Annotated in this window: 15 protein-coding genes, 1 pseudogene and 1 riboswitch; of the genes and pseudogenes, 14 read left to right on the top strand and 2 right to left on the bottom strand. The window is 54.4% G+C overall.

Annotated features, from left to right (window positions below):
• Nucleotides 1-11 precede the first annotated feature (11 nt).
• The 3 genes from XYCOK13_RS11025 to XYCOK13_RS11015 all read left to right on the top strand — a co-directional run bounded on the left by XYCOK13_RS11025 (nucleotide 12) and on the right by XYCOK13_RS11015 (nucleotide 3,003).
• Nucleotides 12-1,187 carry a phosphopentomutase gene (locus tag XYCOK13_RS11025; protein ID WP_213412203.1) on the top strand — a complete coding sequence of 392 codons (1,176 nt, stop codon included), beginning with the start codon at nucleotides 12-14 and terminating at the stop codon, nucleotides 1,185-1,187.
• Between the two features lie 75 nt (nucleotides 1,188-1,262).
• Complete coding sequence (locus tag XYCOK13_RS11020; protein ID WP_213412202.1) at nucleotides 1,263-2,102, top strand: purine-nucleoside phosphorylase; 840 nt, start codon at nucleotides 1,263-1,265, stop codon at nucleotides 2,100-2,102.
• A gap of 16 nt (nucleotides 2,103-2,118) precedes the next feature.
• Nucleotides 2,119-3,003 (top strand): purine-nucleoside phosphorylase, encoded by an 885-nt coding sequence (locus tag XYCOK13_RS11015; RefSeq protein ID WP_213412201.1) that lies wholly within the window; start codon nucleotides 2,119-2,121, stop codon nucleotides 3,001-3,003.
• A 33-nt stretch (nucleotides 3,004-3,036) separates the two neighbouring features.
• Here XYCOK13_RS11015 and XYCOK13_RS11010 read toward each other — a convergent pair whose 3' ends face one another.
• Nucleotides 3,037-3,246, bottom strand: coding sequence for a hypothetical protein (locus XYCOK13_RS11010; RefSeq protein ID WP_213412200.1), 210 nt, complete (start codon nucleotides 3,244-3,246; stop codon nucleotides 3,037-3,039).
• 239 nt (nucleotides 3,247-3,485) lie between these two features.
• Here XYCOK13_RS11010 and XYCOK13_RS11005 point away from each other — a divergent pair, with 239 nt between their 5' ends.
• Both XYCOK13_RS11005 and XYCOK13_RS11000 read left to right on the top strand, forming a co-directional pair.
• Nucleotides 3,486-3,926 (top strand): hypothetical protein, encoded by a 441-nt coding sequence (locus XYCOK13_RS11005; RefSeq protein WP_213412199.1) that lies wholly within the window; start codon nucleotides 3,486-3,488, stop codon nucleotides 3,924-3,926.
• Nucleotides 3,908-5,243, top strand: a pseudogene (locus tag XYCOK13_RS11000) (pyrimidine-nucleoside phosphorylase). The gene XYCOK13_RS11005 and the pseudogene XYCOK13_RS11000 overlap by 19 nt, the downstream one beginning before the upstream one ends.
• 94 nt (nucleotides 5,244-5,337) lie before the next feature.
• Here XYCOK13_RS11000 and XYCOK13_RS10995 read toward each other — a convergent pair.
• On the bottom strand, nucleotides 5,338-5,907 hold the full coding sequence (locus tag XYCOK13_RS10995; RefSeq protein ID WP_213412198.1) for a pyridoxamine 5'-phosphate oxidase family protein: 570 nt from the start codon (nucleotides 5,905-5,907) through the stop codon (nucleotides 5,338-5,340).
• Nucleotides 5,908-6,056: 149 nt separating this feature from the next.
• On the opposite strand from XYCOK13_RS10995, the gene XYCOK13_RS10990 reads away from it, so the two are divergent.
• The 9 genes from XYCOK13_RS10990 (at nucleotide 6,057) to XYCOK13_RS10950 (ending at nucleotide 13,930) form a co-directional block, all read left to right on the top strand.
• Nucleotides 6,057-7,478, top strand: coding sequence for a D-alanyl-D-alanine carboxypeptidase family protein (locus XYCOK13_RS10990; RefSeq protein ID WP_244865115.1), 1,422 nt, complete (start codon nucleotides 6,057-6,059; stop codon nucleotides 7,476-7,478).
• A gap of 110 nt (nucleotides 7,479-7,588) precedes the next feature.
• Nucleotides 7,589-7,942: an anti-sigma F factor antagonist gene (spoIIAA, locus tag XYCOK13_RS10985; protein ID WP_213412197.1), complete on the top strand. Its 354-nt coding sequence runs from the start codon at nucleotides 7,589-7,591 to the stop codon at nucleotides 7,940-7,942.
• Nucleotides 7,939-8,391, top strand: coding sequence for an anti-sigma F factor (gene spoIIAB / locus XYCOK13_RS10980; RefSeq protein WP_213412196.1), 453 nt, complete (start codon nucleotides 7,939-7,941; stop codon nucleotides 8,389-8,391). The genes spoIIAA and spoIIAB overlap by 4 nt, the downstream gene beginning before the upstream one ends.
• Before the next feature lie 11 nt (nucleotides 8,392-8,402).
• Nucleotides 8,403-9,158: an RNA polymerase sporulation sigma factor SigF gene (sigF, locus tag XYCOK13_RS10975; protein ID WP_213412195.1), complete on the top strand. Its 756-nt coding sequence runs from the start codon at nucleotides 8,403-8,405 to the stop codon at nucleotides 9,156-9,158.
• Nucleotides 9,159-9,264: 106 nt separating this feature from the next.
• Nucleotides 9,265-9,894, top strand: a complete 630-nt coding sequence (locus XYCOK13_RS10970; protein WP_213412194.1) for a stage V sporulation protein AA — start codon at nucleotides 9,265-9,267, stop codon at nucleotides 9,892-9,894.
• A gap of 6 nt (nucleotides 9,895-9,900) precedes the next feature.
• Nucleotides 9,901-10,326 carry a stage V sporulation protein AB gene (locus XYCOK13_RS10965; protein ID WP_213412193.1) on the top strand — a complete coding sequence of 142 codons (426 nt, stop codon included), beginning with the start codon at nucleotides 9,901-9,903 and terminating at the stop codon, nucleotides 10,324-10,326.
• A 25-nt stretch (nucleotides 10,327-10,351) separates the two neighbouring features.
• Nucleotides 10,352-11,920 carry a spore germination protein gene (locus tag XYCOK13_RS10960; protein WP_213412192.1) on the top strand — a complete coding sequence of 523 codons (1,569 nt, stop codon included), beginning with the start codon at nucleotides 10,352-10,354 and terminating at the stop codon, nucleotides 11,918-11,920.
• Between the two features lie 146 nt (nucleotides 11,921-12,066).
• On the top strand, nucleotides 12,067-13,413 hold the full coding sequence (gene lysA, locus XYCOK13_RS10955; protein WP_213412191.1) for a diaminopimelate decarboxylase: 1,347 nt from the start codon (nucleotides 12,067-12,069) through the stop codon (nucleotides 13,411-13,413).
• 85 nt (nucleotides 13,414-13,498) lie between these two features.
• Nucleotides 13,499-13,930: a peptidylprolyl isomerase gene (locus XYCOK13_RS10950; protein WP_213412190.1), complete on the top strand. Its 432-nt coding sequence runs from the start codon at nucleotides 13,499-13,501 to the stop codon at nucleotides 13,928-13,930.
• Between the two features lie 100 nt (nucleotides 13,931-14,030).
• A riboswitch (FMN riboswitch) is annotated at nucleotides 14,031-14,243 on the top strand.
• The last annotated feature ends 387 nt before the right edge of the window (nucleotides 14,244-14,630 follow it).

Genomic DNA, 14,630 nt, shown 5'->3' with positions numbered 1-14,630 from the left:
AGTGGACAAGCTTGCAATTTGATCGAGTAGTTGTCATCGTGCTGGACAGTGTGGGCATCGGTGAACTTCCCGACGCTGCTGAATTCGGCGATTCGGGCTCCCATACGTTGGGACACATTGCTGAGCGAATCAAGGGGTTTGCGCTGCCCAACATGCAGAAGCTGGGTCTGGGCAACATTGCGCCGATCCCCGGTTTTTCACCGGTTGAGAAGCCCGGGGCGCATTACGGCAAGATGGCCGAGGTTTCGGTAGGCAAGGACACGATGACCGGGCATTGGGAGCTGATGGGACTCAAGGTCGGCATTCCGTTTCAGACGTTTCCAAGCGGCTTCTCCGAGGAGCTGATCGGTGAATTCGAGCGGCAGACCGGCCGCAAGGTTCTAGGCAACAAGCCGGCATCGGGCACGGAGATCATTCAGGAGCTGGGCGAAGAGCAGATGAGGACCGGCGCTTGGATTGTCTATACGTCGGCTGACAGCGTGTTTCAAATTGCCGCGCATGAGGAAGTCATTCCGCTGGAGGAGCTGTATCAAGCCTGTGAAATCGCTCGCAAGCTGACGTTGGAGGCTCCCCACGCAGTAGGGCGGGTCATAGCGCGTCCTTATATCGGCAAGCCCGGCGCTTTTGAACGTACAGCCAACCGGCATGACTATGCGCTCAAGCCTCCGGCTCCTACAGCGTTGGACCGATTGAAGGACGCAGGACTGGACGTCATTGCCGTCGGGAAAATCAACGACATCTTCTCGGGCGAGGGCGTGACGGCATCATACCCGACGAAAAGCAATGCGGACGGCATGGCACGGACGGCGGACCTGCTGAAGGGCGACTTCCGCGGATTGCTCTTCACCAATCTGGTAGACTTCGACTCCTTGTACGGACATCGCCGCGACCCGGAAGGTTACGCGCGGGCCTTGCAGGACTTCGATGCGTTCCTGCCGGAGCTTACTGCGGCAATCAAGGAGCGCGACTTGCTGATCATTACGGCGGATCATGGCAACGATCCGACGCACAGCGGCACGGACCATACGCGCGAGTATGTGCCGTTGCTGGTGTACAATCCGGCATTCCAAGCCTGTGGCAGTCTCGGTGTGCGCAGCACATTCGCCGATTTGGCAGCGACGCTGCTTGACAATTTTGGCTTGGCGGAGCTTGAGCTGGGCGAGAGCTTCTTGAACCAGTTGAAGTAGATAGAGGTACAGCTTATCGTGTTATGTAGGAGAAGATTAGGAGAAGAGAAGATTATAACGAATGGAGAGATGAAGATGGGACCACAAGTTGACGCGGCAACGACAGCGTGCATCAAAGAAGCGGCGGCTGCGATTCAGCAGCGCATTGGCTTCCAGCCGGAGATCGGGCTTATCCTGGGCTCCGGTCTTGGCATGCTAGCCGATCTGATCGAAGATCCGGTAGTGATTCCCTATGGAGATATCCCGCACTTTCCGGTATCCACCGTGGAAGGACATGCGGGAGAACTGGTGGCAGGACAGATCAAAGGAAAGTCCGTTGTGATGATGAAGGGCCGCTTCCATTTGTATGAAGGCTATTCGGTGTACCAGGTAACGCTCCCGGTGCGGGTGATGAAGGAACTCGGCGTAAGCAAGCTGGTCGTGACCAATGCAGCCGGCGGCATCAATTTGTCCTACAAGCCCGGCAACTTGATGCTGATTCGCGATCATATCAATTTTACGTTCCGCAACCCGCTGATCGGACCGAACGATAACGATCTGGGCGTTCGCTTTCCAGACATGTCTGAAGCATACAGCGCCCGCTTGCGCAGCATTGCGCGAGATACAGCGAAGGAATTGAACCTGCCTCTCCAGGAAGGCGTCTATATCGGACTGCTCGGTCCTTCGTACGAAACGCCGGCAGAAATCCGGATGTTCCGAACGATGGGAGCGGATGCAGTGGGCATGTCCACCGTGGCTGAAGTGATCGCAGCCCGGCATGCCGGGATCGAGGTGCTCGGCATCTCCTGTATCAGCAACATGGCCGCCGGCATCCTGGATCAGCCGCTTTCTCACGAGGAAGTGATGGAGACGACGGAAAAGGTGAAGGAAACGTTCCTCCGCCTTGTGCTGACAATCCTGCCGAAGCTGGACTAGAAGGGAGAACAGAGAAATGGAAATAGCAGCAGGATGGAATGGTGCGCCGGGAAGCGGCGCTCTGTATAAGCAGGCTGTTGAGGAAGCCGCTGCCTATCTCAAGGACAAGCTGGGGATGCTCCGTCCTCAGGTCGGCTTGGTGTTGGGCTCAGGCCTCGGCGATCTTGCCGAACAGATCGAGGACCCGATTGTCATTTCGTATGGGGAGGTTCCGCATTTTCCGGTCTCGACAGTAGAAGGGCATGCCGGACAGTTTGTCTGCGGGAGGCTGGAAGGGCGCCAAGTCATTGCGATGCAAGGCCGCTTTCACTATTATGAAGGTTATCCGATGAAGCGCGTGGTGTTCCCGGTCTATGTGATGAAAGCGATTGGCGTCGGCGCATTGGTCATCACGAATGCTGCCGGCGGCATGAATCGTGATTTCCGAGCTGGCGATCTGATGCTGATTACCGATCATATCAATATGACCGGTGCGAATCCGCTGATCGGCCCCAATGACAGTGAGCTGGGTGTCCGGTTCCCGGATATGTCCCAGGCTTATACGCCGCGGCTGCGTGAGCTGGCACGGCAGGCGGCAGCGCAAATGAAAGAGGCCGATGACACGTTTCGACTGCAGGAAGGGGTTTACAGCGGGATTAGCGGTCCGGCTTATATGACGCCGAGCGAGCTGAAGTTCTTGGCGTTGGCGGGCGGCGATGCTGTCGGGATGTCCACAGTTGGCGAGGTCATCGCTGCGAGCCATGCGGGCTTGGAAGTGCTGGGATTGTCCTGCATTACCGATATGGCGATTGGAGATGAGCTGGAGCCGTTGACGCATGAGCAGGTAGTGGCGGTTGCCAACCAAACGAAGCCCAAATTCATACAACTGGTCAAGCTGTTCTTGTCGAGGCTGGATACGTAGCAGAAACCGTGCGCGAAGCAGCAGGATTGCAGATCAGATGCGTTTGTCTAGCAGGCTTCCTTTTTCATAATACCCGTACTTATCGCTCCAATGACGGTACATGCGTTCCTGGTCGCGTCTTTTTTCCTCCTCGTCCTCCTTGTTCATATAAGGCATAGCTGGCCGAACAGGCTGGATGCGACCGGGCCCCGTCACGGGCTGCTTGTCAATGGTCTGTTGATGATACCAACGGTAGATTTGCATGACCTCACCAACTCCTTATACCTATTATATACCCGTTTGGCGCCTAATTTGAATCGGGTTGACCGAAAAATGTACAGTCGCCAAGGCAAAGCCGGCCGTTCTTTCATATTTTGCACAGTATACACGATTTCGACGCTTGTGAGGGTGCTTCAGGGTGACTTGGTTGGCTTCCAGATATCCTCGGGAGCGCTGAGTGAATCTGTCCAGGCATGAAAAGAGTGGGAAAGGTTGGCGAAAAGATGATACATCCTTCGTGCAAAAGCTGCTTGCTGCATGCTTCGGTTACCTCGCAGGGACCGGGCAAGCTGGACTATGTGCTGCTCGATCCGCATTGGATGAGCCATATGGGCATTGAACCGGAAGAGACGGTCTGGATTGTAGCCGATGATCCCCGATGCACGTGGACGGCTTCCGTTGTTCCGGGGAAAGAGGGGAAAGGTCAGCTTGCGGTGTACGGCGAGCATGCCGCGCGCATCACGAACCGGTCGAGGCTCTCGGTCTATGCCTTCCATTCCGGACCCTCTGCGGACCTTGGCGGCACAGAGTGGGTATGCCAGGAGCCCGAGGTTGTCATTGAGCTTGCGGACGGCAATCGCATTAACAGGGTGCTGATTCGGATAGGAGCAGACGCTGAAGAAAATCCGGCGAAAGGAGAATGGGCTTGCGAACAGTCGATTTGATTCATAAGAAACGAGACGGGCATCCGCTGACTGCGGATGAAATTACATATCTCATTCAAGGCTATGTGTCAGGAGAAATTCCAGACTATCAAATCGCGGCGTGGGCTATGGCCGTTTATTTTCAAGGGATGACTGCGGAGGAAACCGCACATCTGACGATGGCCATGGCTGCATCGGGCGATCAGATCGATTTGTCCGACATCCAGGGCGTCAAGGTAGACAAGCACAGTACAGGCGGGGTCGGCGACACAACGACGCTCGTGCTAGTACCGCTTGTGGCAGCTGTCGGCGTACCGGTAGCCAAGATGTCAGGGAGAGGGCTCGGACATACCGGCGGCACGATTGACAAGCTGGAATCGATCCCGGGCTTTCGCGTAGAGCAGTCGCGCCAGAGCTTCCTGGATCAAATCAATCGCATTGGCGCGGCCGTGATCAGTCAGACTGGCGATATCACACCCGCTGACAAGAAGCTGTATGCGCTGCGCGACGTAACGGCTACGGTGGAATCGATCCCGCTGATAGCCAGCTCTATCATGAGCAAGAAGATTGCATCCGGCGCAGATGCGATGGTGCTGGATGTGAAGACAGGCCAAGGCGCCTTTATGAAAACGCTGGATGATGCGATTGCATTGGCGCAAGCAATGGTAGACATCGGTACAGAGGTTGGGCGCGAGACGGTCGCCATCATCAGCGATATGGAGCAGCCGTTGGGGCGGGCGATTGGCAATGCGCTGGAAATGCGCGAAGCAATCGAGACGCTGCAAGGCAATGGCCCCGCCGACTTGCTTGAGCTTTGTTTGAAGCTGGGCGCTCATATGATGATGCTGGGGGGGGCGCGCTTCATCGGAGCGGGAAGCGAGGGCCAAGCTGGAGGAAGCGATTCGCACCGGCCATGCGCTGGCGAAGCTGAAGGAATTGGTCGATGCGCAAGGCGGCGATCCGACCGCTATAGAGCAGACGGAGCTGCTGCCTGCCGCTCCGCATCAGCTCGAGGTGAAGGCCGAGCGCTCCGGTTTTGTCCACAGCATGGCGGCAGAAGAAGTCGGTGTTGCGGCCATGCTTCTCGGCGCCGGCCGGGCGACGAAGGAATCGGCCATTGACTTGGCTGCGGGCATCCTGCTGCAGAAGAAGCCGGGTGACCATGTCGAGGCCGGGGAGGCGCTGGCCATTCTCCACTATTCGCCTTCGGCTGCGAAGGATGTGGATGCGGTCGCTCGCCGCGTTCAAGCCGCATACGATATTCGCGGTGAGCAGCCGGGCAAAGGCCATCTCATTTATGCCGTGGTGACGAAGGACGGCGTGCGCAAGCTGACCTAATCTCAAGATGGGCGCAAGCATTCCAGCTAGGTGAATGCTTGCGCCCATCTTGCTTATTTCGCGAGCGAGATGCCGTTCGAATGCGGCTATTGGATCAGCTAACCTCTTCCCCGCTCATCAGCTTTCTTATCTTGGCCGGGAGCGAATCGCTGTTGCGTGCGATGTAGCTTTCGAGCTTATCGGCATGGAGCTGATTGTCGGTCCATTCCCCCATCCTCGGACGGTCTTCCTTGAACTCCATAATCGGCACGCCATAGCCGCAGCTCGTTTGGACCAATTCGATCTCGATCTCGAATAGCTGCCGCAGGCGGCGGCTGTCGATATGCGGGAAGTATGCGGCCCGAACAGTCTCAAAGGCAGCATCGGCTTTGCTTATAACCCTTCCTGATCCATATATCCGCAGGATAAGCGGGTTCTCGCCGAAGCTGTTCCACATGAGCGTGATCTGATTTCTCTCCGCCAGATGATTGGCCGTTTCATTCCCGCTTCCCGCATAATCGGCGTAAAGCAGCTTGCTTCCGGATGCAATGCGCAGCGTGTCGTAGCCTTTGGGAGACACATTGATTCGGCCTTCTCCAGCCGGCGCAGTCGCTACGAAAAACATCTTTTGCTCCTCAATAAATTGCTGGTGGGCTTCGCTTAAACGGTTCGAAAATTTCCCCATCTTGTTTCCCGCATCCTTTCCCCATTGAATGGTTTTCTGCTTGCAGTCGATTTGCCGGAATGTCTTTGGTTCTATAATGGAATATTTTACTGTAAATGCGTCAACAATGATAGCTATATCCATTACATGTGACACCAGGAGGGCTATCCATGAGATTGTTAGGTTTACAGGTATGGAACCGAAAGCAAGCTGGCCGTATCGTTCGCGTCATGGCATCGGCGGCGCTGCTGCTATCGCTGTTTTCGCCTGCGGTGTGGGCTGACCACGGCGGGCCGCATGACGAGGCAGAACCGGGGACGGAATCGCACATGGCGCCGGAGCATTCGCCGGAGGAAGGAGCGGACCCATCGGCGTCTGCGGAGGAGGACGCCACAGCTGCCCCGGAGGAAGCGAATCATTCCGAAGCCGGTCGCTCGGAAACGGAACAGTATGCGGCAACACTGGAGTTCACCGCAACAGCCGCCGGTCAGTCGGGCTTAAAAACCGAGAATGACTTGTCACCGAATGCGCGCTCCGCCATCCTGATGGATGCGGATACAGGAACAGTTATCTTCGAGAAAAACCCGCATGAAAAGCTGCCGCCTGCCAGCATTACGAAAGTCATGACGATGCTGCTCGTGATGGAGGAGCTGGACAAGGGCACGCTCAAGTTGGATGACCAGGTGACGACAAGCGAATACGCTGCATCCATGGGAGGCTCGCAAATTTTCCTGGAGCCGGGGGAAGCGATGTCGGTAGAGGACTTGTTGAAAGGGGTAGCGATGGCCTCCGGCAACGATGCGACGGTAGCGTTGGCGGAGAAGATAGCCGGCTCCGAGGAAATTTTCATTCGCATGATGAACGAAAAGGCGAAGGAGCTCGGACTGAAGAATACCCATTTCTCCAATACCAATGGACTTCCGGCAGAGGACCACTACACTACAGCTTACGATATTGCGGTCATGTCCAGAGAGCTGCTGAAGCATGAGGAGATTATCCAGTTCACTAGCAAATACCAGGATTATCTTCGCAAAGATACGGACAAGCCGTTCTGGCTCGTGAACACGAACAAGCTCGTGCGCTTTTATGATGGCGCGGACGGCTTGAAAACCGGCTATACAAGCGAGGCGAAATTTTGCTTGTCTGCAACGGCCAAACGCGGCAGCTTTCGCGTCATTGCAGTAGTCCTGGGCGAGCCTAATACGAAGACGCGCAACGCGGAGGTGGCTTCGATGTTCAACTTTGCCTTCTCGCAATATACGAATGTGCCAATCGTGAAGAATGGCGCGGAATTCGGCATTGTGCAGGTGGAGAAGGGCAAACAGTCGAATATCGTCCTGAAGGCGGAGCGCCCTTACAGTGTGCTGATGAAGAAGAGCGATGCGACAGATTTGAATCTCCGTCATGAGCTTGTCTTGGCGGAGCAATTGAAAGCACCGGTGAAAAAGGGGCAGGAAATCGGCAAGCTTGTGATCTACAACAATGATCAATCGCTGGGGGAATATGCGTTGTATGCGCCGGAGGATATTGACAAGGCCGGCTGGTGGACGTTAATGAAGCGAACGATGGCGAAACTCGCCTTTATCGATTAGCAGTCACTGTCGGGAAATGACGCCCTGCTTCTAGTTTTGTCGGGGAGCAGGAATCGCCATTTCCGTTGTAGAAAGCTTCTGTCATCATGGGGGAAGGAGTGAGTGAAGACATGAAACTGGATGTGGAATTGGAGCGTATCCGCCGTACCCTGATTGTGCGCTTGAAAGGGGAGCTGGACCACCATACGGCAGATATGGTCCGCACACGCATGGAAGAGGCCATCGAAAAAGAGGATATCCATGATGTGATCGTAAGTCTGAAGCAGCTGCAATTTATGGACAGCTCAGGATTGGGCGTAATGATTGGACGATATAAACAAATTACCGCGAAGGGCGGCAAAATGGTCGTCTGCGACGTCAATCCGGCTGTCCATCGCTTGTTTGAAATGTCGGGCCTGTTCAAAATTCTTACGTTGTCTGACAACGAAGAGGTCGCGCTTTCCAGTCTGGAGGTCGTATCATGAATGCCAAGCAAAGCAATCACATGACACTGAAGTTTGCCAGCCGCTCTGAAAATGAAGGGTTTGCCCGCGTGGCTGTAGCGGCCTTCGTCTCGCAGCTGGATCCGACCATGGAGGAATTGACCGACATCAAGACCGTTGTTTCCGAGGCCGTCACGAACGCGATTATTCACGGTTATGAGGATCGGGAGGACGGAGAAGTGACCATCCGCGCACGCATAGAAGGAGACCTGCTCTTTTTGTCCGTTGAGGATGAAGGCTTGGGCATTGCCGATTTGGATACGGCCCGCCAGCCGTTGTACACCTCGAAGCCGGAACTGGAGCGCTCGGGTATGGGCTTTACCATTATGGAGAACTTCATGGATGAGGTAGATGTGTTCTCGCAAGAGGGACAAGGCACGAAAATCACCATGAAGAAGCGCATCGAATCCAAAAAAGCACTTTTTAATTAGGAGCTGGGGATATGGAAGCGGATTTGAAACAAGGATCCCAGACCTATTTGGACGATGCGGAGGTGAAGCGGCTGATCGCGCTCAGTCAGACCGGAGATACATTAGCGAGGGATACGCTGGTGAACTGCAATATCCGGCTGGTCTGGTCGGTCGTGCAGCGCTTCTTGAACCGCGGCTATGAACCGGAAGATTTGTTTCAGATCGGCTGCATCGGATTGTTGAAATCGGTGGACAAGTTTGATTTGTCTTATGACGTCAAGTTTTCCACTTATGCGGTGCCGATGATTATCGGCGAGATTCAGCGCTTCCTGCGAGATGACGGGACGCTGAAAGTGAGCCGTTCGTTGAAGGAAACGGCGAACAAAATCCGCAAAACGAAGGATGAGCTCTCGAAGACGCTCGGACGCCTGCCTACTGTCAAGGAGGTAGCGGAGGCGCTCGGGATTACGCCGGAGGATGTCGTGTTCGCGCAAGAAGCGAACAAGCCGCCGTCGTCCATCCATGAAACAGTGTTCGAGAATGACGGAGATCCGATCACGCTCATGGATCAGATTTCCGATGATTCCCAGGATCGGTGGTTCGATAAACTGGCCTTGTCCGAGGCGATCGAATCGTTGTCGGAACGGGAACGGCTCATCGTGTATCTTCGTTATTTCCGAGATCAGACACAGTCTGAGGTGGCAAGCCGATTGGGCATCTCTCAGGTTCAGGTGTCCCGTCTGGAGAAGAAAATATTGAAATCCATAAAAGACCAGATCGCTCAATGAGTGATCCGGTCTTTTGTTATGCATAATAAAACGTACATATGCTGCTAATGGGATACGGGCCTCGCTAATGAGGGCGAAAAAATGAAGAGAAGGAAAGGGTTTTGCCATGTCCGTTACAGAGAAGGCGACGATCCATTTGCGGCTGCACCGCCGCGTTACTCATCTCTCTGACCAGCCTGTACGGCTTGGCGATGTGGCATCACTGTTCGCGCCGCCCGAGCTGGAGAGCAAGCTGAGGGAAGCGATCGTGTACCGCCATAACCCGGCAGACGGTCATATTGTCATGGTGGAAATGCTGGATGTGCTTCACGCAGTAGAGCGAATTGCGCCGAAGGCTGCTGTGGAGGTATATGGGGAGCCGCAAGCAATCGTAGAGCTAAGAGAACGGAAGGGGAGTCCCAATGTCATCCTCGTTGCTTTCGTTCTGCTCCTGTTGTTCCTCGGTTCCGGCCTGGCGATCATGAACTTTCATGCGGATGTCAACATGCTGGAGGTACAGCGCAAAATTTATCAGTTCATTACAGGCAGAGAGGACGAACACCCGTATTTGCTGCAAATTCCATATTCACTGGGGCTTGCGGCGGGCATGATGATTTTTTTTAACAGGCTGTTCAAGAAGCGCTTTAACGAAGAGCCGACTCCGCTTGAGTTGGAGATGTATTTATACGAGCAAAATATCAACCAATATATCGTAACGGAGGAATATCGGAAAAAGCGGGAGACAGAAGGAGGGTGATCCGGGATGGCCTGGCTCGCGGCTGCTTTCGCAATGCTGCTTGGCCTGGCAGGCGGACTGATTGTCGGCAGCGGACTGGTGGCGCTGCTGACAGTATTGGACATTATTCCGCGGCTGGCGCAAGTGGCTTGCATGTACAAGCATGTGGATTGGCTGGAACGGGCTGTAGTGTCCGGCGCTTTTTTTTGGACAGTGGCTGATTTCTTCGACCTTACTTTTGGTCATTTTGCACTCGGCGCCGTTCTCGTAGGATTGCTGCAAGGAATATTCGTCGGCATGCTGGCCGCCGCGCTGACAGAAGTGTTGAACGTGCTCCCCATCCTGTCGCGCAGATTGCGGATGGAAGCCTACATGATGTGGTTTGTCATTGCTATGATGGCGGGCAAAGTGGTGGGTTCGCTATTCGATTGGCTGGTTTATCAGCGATTGTAGAACTGGAGAACGGGAGGTCAACCGCATGGACAAAGGGATTTTCGACGTTGAGCAGGATCGGGAAATTGTCGGTATGGAAAGCAAAATGCCTGATGATGAAGAGACGCTGTCCCAGGAAGAGCTGGATCTGAAAACGAGCGATGATATTCATCGCCGATTGGAAGACAATATTCGGGTGCTTGAGGAGAAGGCGGGTCTGAACAAGAGCTTTGATGTGATATTTCGGGAAATGACCTTTGCGGGCAAAAGGACTGGACTGTTCTATTACAACGGCTTCGCTGACGACTTGGCTTTGGTGGAAGTATTGAAACGGCTTAGCTATGTAAAAAAAGAAGAGCTGCAGCCTCATGCGCTGGAAAGCTTCTATGAAGAGCTGGTTGCACATATTCAAGTAGACAAGGTATCCACCATGTCCGAAGTAATGATGAAGGTCATGGCGGGCGGGTCCGCTCTTTTCGTCGAAAATGAGACAGAAGCGATTGTGATCGATGCCAAAACATTCCCGCAGCGCGGACCGGATGAATCGACAACGGAGAAGGTGGTGCGCGGGTCCAGGGACGGGTTCATCGAAACGTTGCTGACGAACGTGACCCTTGTGCGGAGAAGAATTCGCGATCCGCGACTCAAGCTGGAGATCATGAAGGTCGGCAAGCGTACGCAAACGGACGTCTGTGTGTCTTATATTAACGATATAGCTGATTTGGAAACCGTCAAGTCTGTAAAAAGAAAAATTCAAGGGGCTAATGTGGATGGCTTGCCGCTCGGCGAGAAGCAGCTGGAAGAGCTGCTGATGGAGAGATCGTGGAATCCGTTCCCGATGGTACGGTATTCGGAAAGACCCGACGTCATTGCCAGTCATTTGCTCGAAGGGCATATTGTCGTGTTCGTGGACACTTCGCCAAGCGCCATGATTATCCCGACGACGATGTTTCATCTCGTCCAGCATGCGGAGGAATACCGGCAAACCTCATTTATCGGCACATACTTGCGATGGGTTCGCTTCATTGGCATCATGGCCTCGATATTTCTTCTTCCCTTCTGGCTGCTTCTGGTGCTCCAGCCTGAGCTGAAGCCGGCTGGCCTTGGCTTTATTGGTCCGGACAAGACTGGTCAGCTGCCTATCGTGATGCAAATTGTCTTAGCGGAAATCGGTGTCGATCTGATGCGGCTCGCGGCGGTACATACGCCAACGCCGCTGGCAACCGCCATGGGCTTGATTGCGGCCATCCTGATCGGGGATATTGCCGTGCAGACGGGGCTGTTCGTCAATGAGGTCATCCTGTATATGGCAGCTGCCGCCATCGGGATGTTTGCCACTCCTAGCTATGAGCTGGGATTAGCCAATCGGATCGTGCGCTTGGGGTTGGTCGCCTTGGTTGCGCTGTTCCACGTTCCCGGCTTCGTTGTAGGTTTAACGCTGACACTGATCCTGCTTGCCGTACAACGTTCTTACAACTCGCCGTATTTATGGCCATTCCTTCCGTTTAATGGAAAAGCGCTGCTGTCGATCCTGTTCCGCCGTCCGATTCAGGAGCAGAAGCGCCGGCCAAGCATTACGAAGCCGGTGGACAGTACCCGGAGGCCTTTGCACTAAGCGGTGCCTATTTGCCAACACAAGCGTTGCTAAGCGTGTTCGGATATGGTACGTTTATTAGCATAGAAAACGTAGCGAAGCGCCGCCGAACCCAGGTTTCACTTGCGTGAAGCCGTTCATGCGGCTGCAGGGAGAGGAAGTAAGCGATGTATTTACATGGAACTAGCAGAATTAACGAGGCGGGAAGACTGGAAATCGGCGGCTGCGATACAGTGGAGCTGGCGAACCGTTTCGGCACGCCCTTGTATATTATGGATGAAGCGTTAATCCGGCAGAAAAGCCGGGAATATATAGAAGCTTTTCGCAAGACGGGGATGCGTTTCCAGGTTGCCTATGCAAGCAAGGCGTTTTGCGTGATGGCGATGTGCAGGCTCGCTGCGGAAGAAGGTCTTTCGCTGGACGTTGTTTCGGACGGGGAATTGCTCACCGCGATGCGCGCAGGATTTCCGCCGGAGCGGATTCACTTCCATGGCAACAACAAGTCTCCAGACGAGATCGCCATGGGTATTGATGCGGGCATCGGCTGTTTCGTCGCGGACAATTTCGTCGAGCTTGAGATGCTGGACGCGATTGCGGCGGAGAAAGGCGCAGTCGTCAAGGTGCTGCTCCGGATTACGCCTGGCATTGAAGTGCATACGCATGAGTTTATCACGACTGGACAAGAGGATTCAAAGTTCGGCTTCGACCTGGGCAGCGGCGCCGCAATGAAGGCTGTGGAAATTGCTGCGGGCAAGGCGAATTTGGAGCTGCTTGGCGTCCACTCCCATATTGGCTCGCAAATTTTTGAGATGGAAGGGTTTCGGGCCGCGGCGGAGAAGGTGGCCAAATTTGCATCGGAAGCAAGGGATAAGTTGAATGTCGTCTTCCCGGTTATCAATATGGGCGGCGGGTTCGGCATTCGTTATGTCGAGGGGGACACACCGCTGCAAGTAGAGGAATATGTGCGGGTGCTGACGGATGCAATCAAGAACGAATTTGCCTCGGCGCAATATCCGATGCCGGAGGTGTGGATAGAGCCGGGAAGGAGCCTCGTCGGCGATGCTGGCTGGACGCTGTACACGATTGGCACGCAGAAGGAGATTCCCGGCGTGAACAAGTATGTGGCCGTCGATGGCGGAATGAGCGACAACATCCGGCCTGCTCTCTACGGTGCGCAGCATGAAGCGATGCTGGCCAACCGTGCGAACGATTTGCCTGAGGAAAAGGTAACCATAGCGGGCAAAGCTTGCGAAAGCGGCGATAAGCTGATCTTCGACTTGATGCTGCCGAAGGCGCAGCCAGGGGACATTCTAGCTGTTTCCTGTACGGGTGCATACAGCTTCGCCATGTCCAGCAATTACAACCGCATTCGCCGGCCGGCAGTCGTCTTCGTGGCTGACGGTCAGGCCGACTTGGTCGTGAAGCGCGAATCCCATGACCATATGCTGGCGAACGATGTGCTGCCGGAGCGCTTTCAAGTCAAGGGCTCTCAGGAAGGGGCAGCGATTCGTTAGCCGATGCCGAAGGTTGGCAATCGGAGCGAATGCAGGTACAATAGAAGAAAAAATCTAAGTAAGAGAAACGAAGGAGTGGACAGGCATGGCTAAACAAGTGAAGATGAAATTGGAGAACGGCGGCGAGGTCGTCATTGATTTATTCGAAGAAGATGCGCCGAACACCGTGGCCAATTTCGAGAAACTCGCGAACGACGGCTTCTACGATAATTTGACCTTTCACCGGGTTATTCCGGGATTTGTAGCGCAAGGAGGCTGCCCGAACGGCAATGGGATGGGCGGGCCTGGCTATACGATCAACTGCGAGATCAACCCGAACAAGCATGAGCGGGGATCGCTTGCGATGGCGCACGCAGGACGCAATACGGGCGGCAGCCAGTTTTATATTTGCTACCAGCCGCAGCCGCATCTGGATGGCCAGCATACGGTATTCGGCCAAGTAGTCAAAGGCATGGAGTTCGTCGACGTGCTGAAAAATGGCGATAAGATGGCCGAAGTCAAAGTCGTGGAAGTGTGACGATTTCAGGCAACTAATCCATGGATCAGCTGCCATACCTTGCATTTTTGCAGGTTCCGTGATACACTTCAATTCAATGATTGACCTAATTGCATAACAGCTTTCGCTTCGGGGCAGGGTGCAATTCCCTACCGGCGGTGATGACGGGAACAGCTTGAGACAAGGACGGTACGGAGTGCACGGCTTGTATGAAGCGTTCTCGGCTCAGCCCGTGACCCGCTAGGTACTGCAAGCACGACAGTGTTGCAGTCCTGCGGCTGACTTGGTGAAATTCCAGGGCCGACAGTAACAGTCTGGATGGGAGAAGTGAGAAAGCGGGAAGCAGCCGATATCGGCTGAAGCAGAACGGCGCAGGAAGCAGGCGGAGGTAACCGTTTCTTTGGGTATGTCTCTATGATTCATTTCATAGAGTTCCAGACACGGCAATTGCAGAAATATGTTCTTTTTTTCACAACATCCGCTGCTGCATGTTTGTCATCTTCAGCAATCGGCTTGTCTATTGATCGTTCCCGCTTTGACCTATTCACCGAAACCATTTGCGAAAGCAAATGGTTTTTTTGGCTCTATGGATCATCATCGAAGCATCGCGTACAGGCGAAACAGGCAGTACAGGATTTCAGATAGAGGGTGGGAAGGATGGAGCTGAATACGAACCGCTATGTGCCGCCAGAGCTTCGCGTGGCCGAAGTGCCGCAAGGAC

It is taken from the genome of Xylanibacillus composti, assembly GCF_018403685.1.
In the GTDB taxonomy this organism is placed as follows: domain Bacteria; phylum Bacillota; class Bacilli; order Paenibacillales; family K13; genus Xylanibacillus; species Xylanibacillus composti.
Note: the sequence above shows the minus strand (reverse complement) of the source record. Positions and strands in the feature narration are given on the sequence as shown.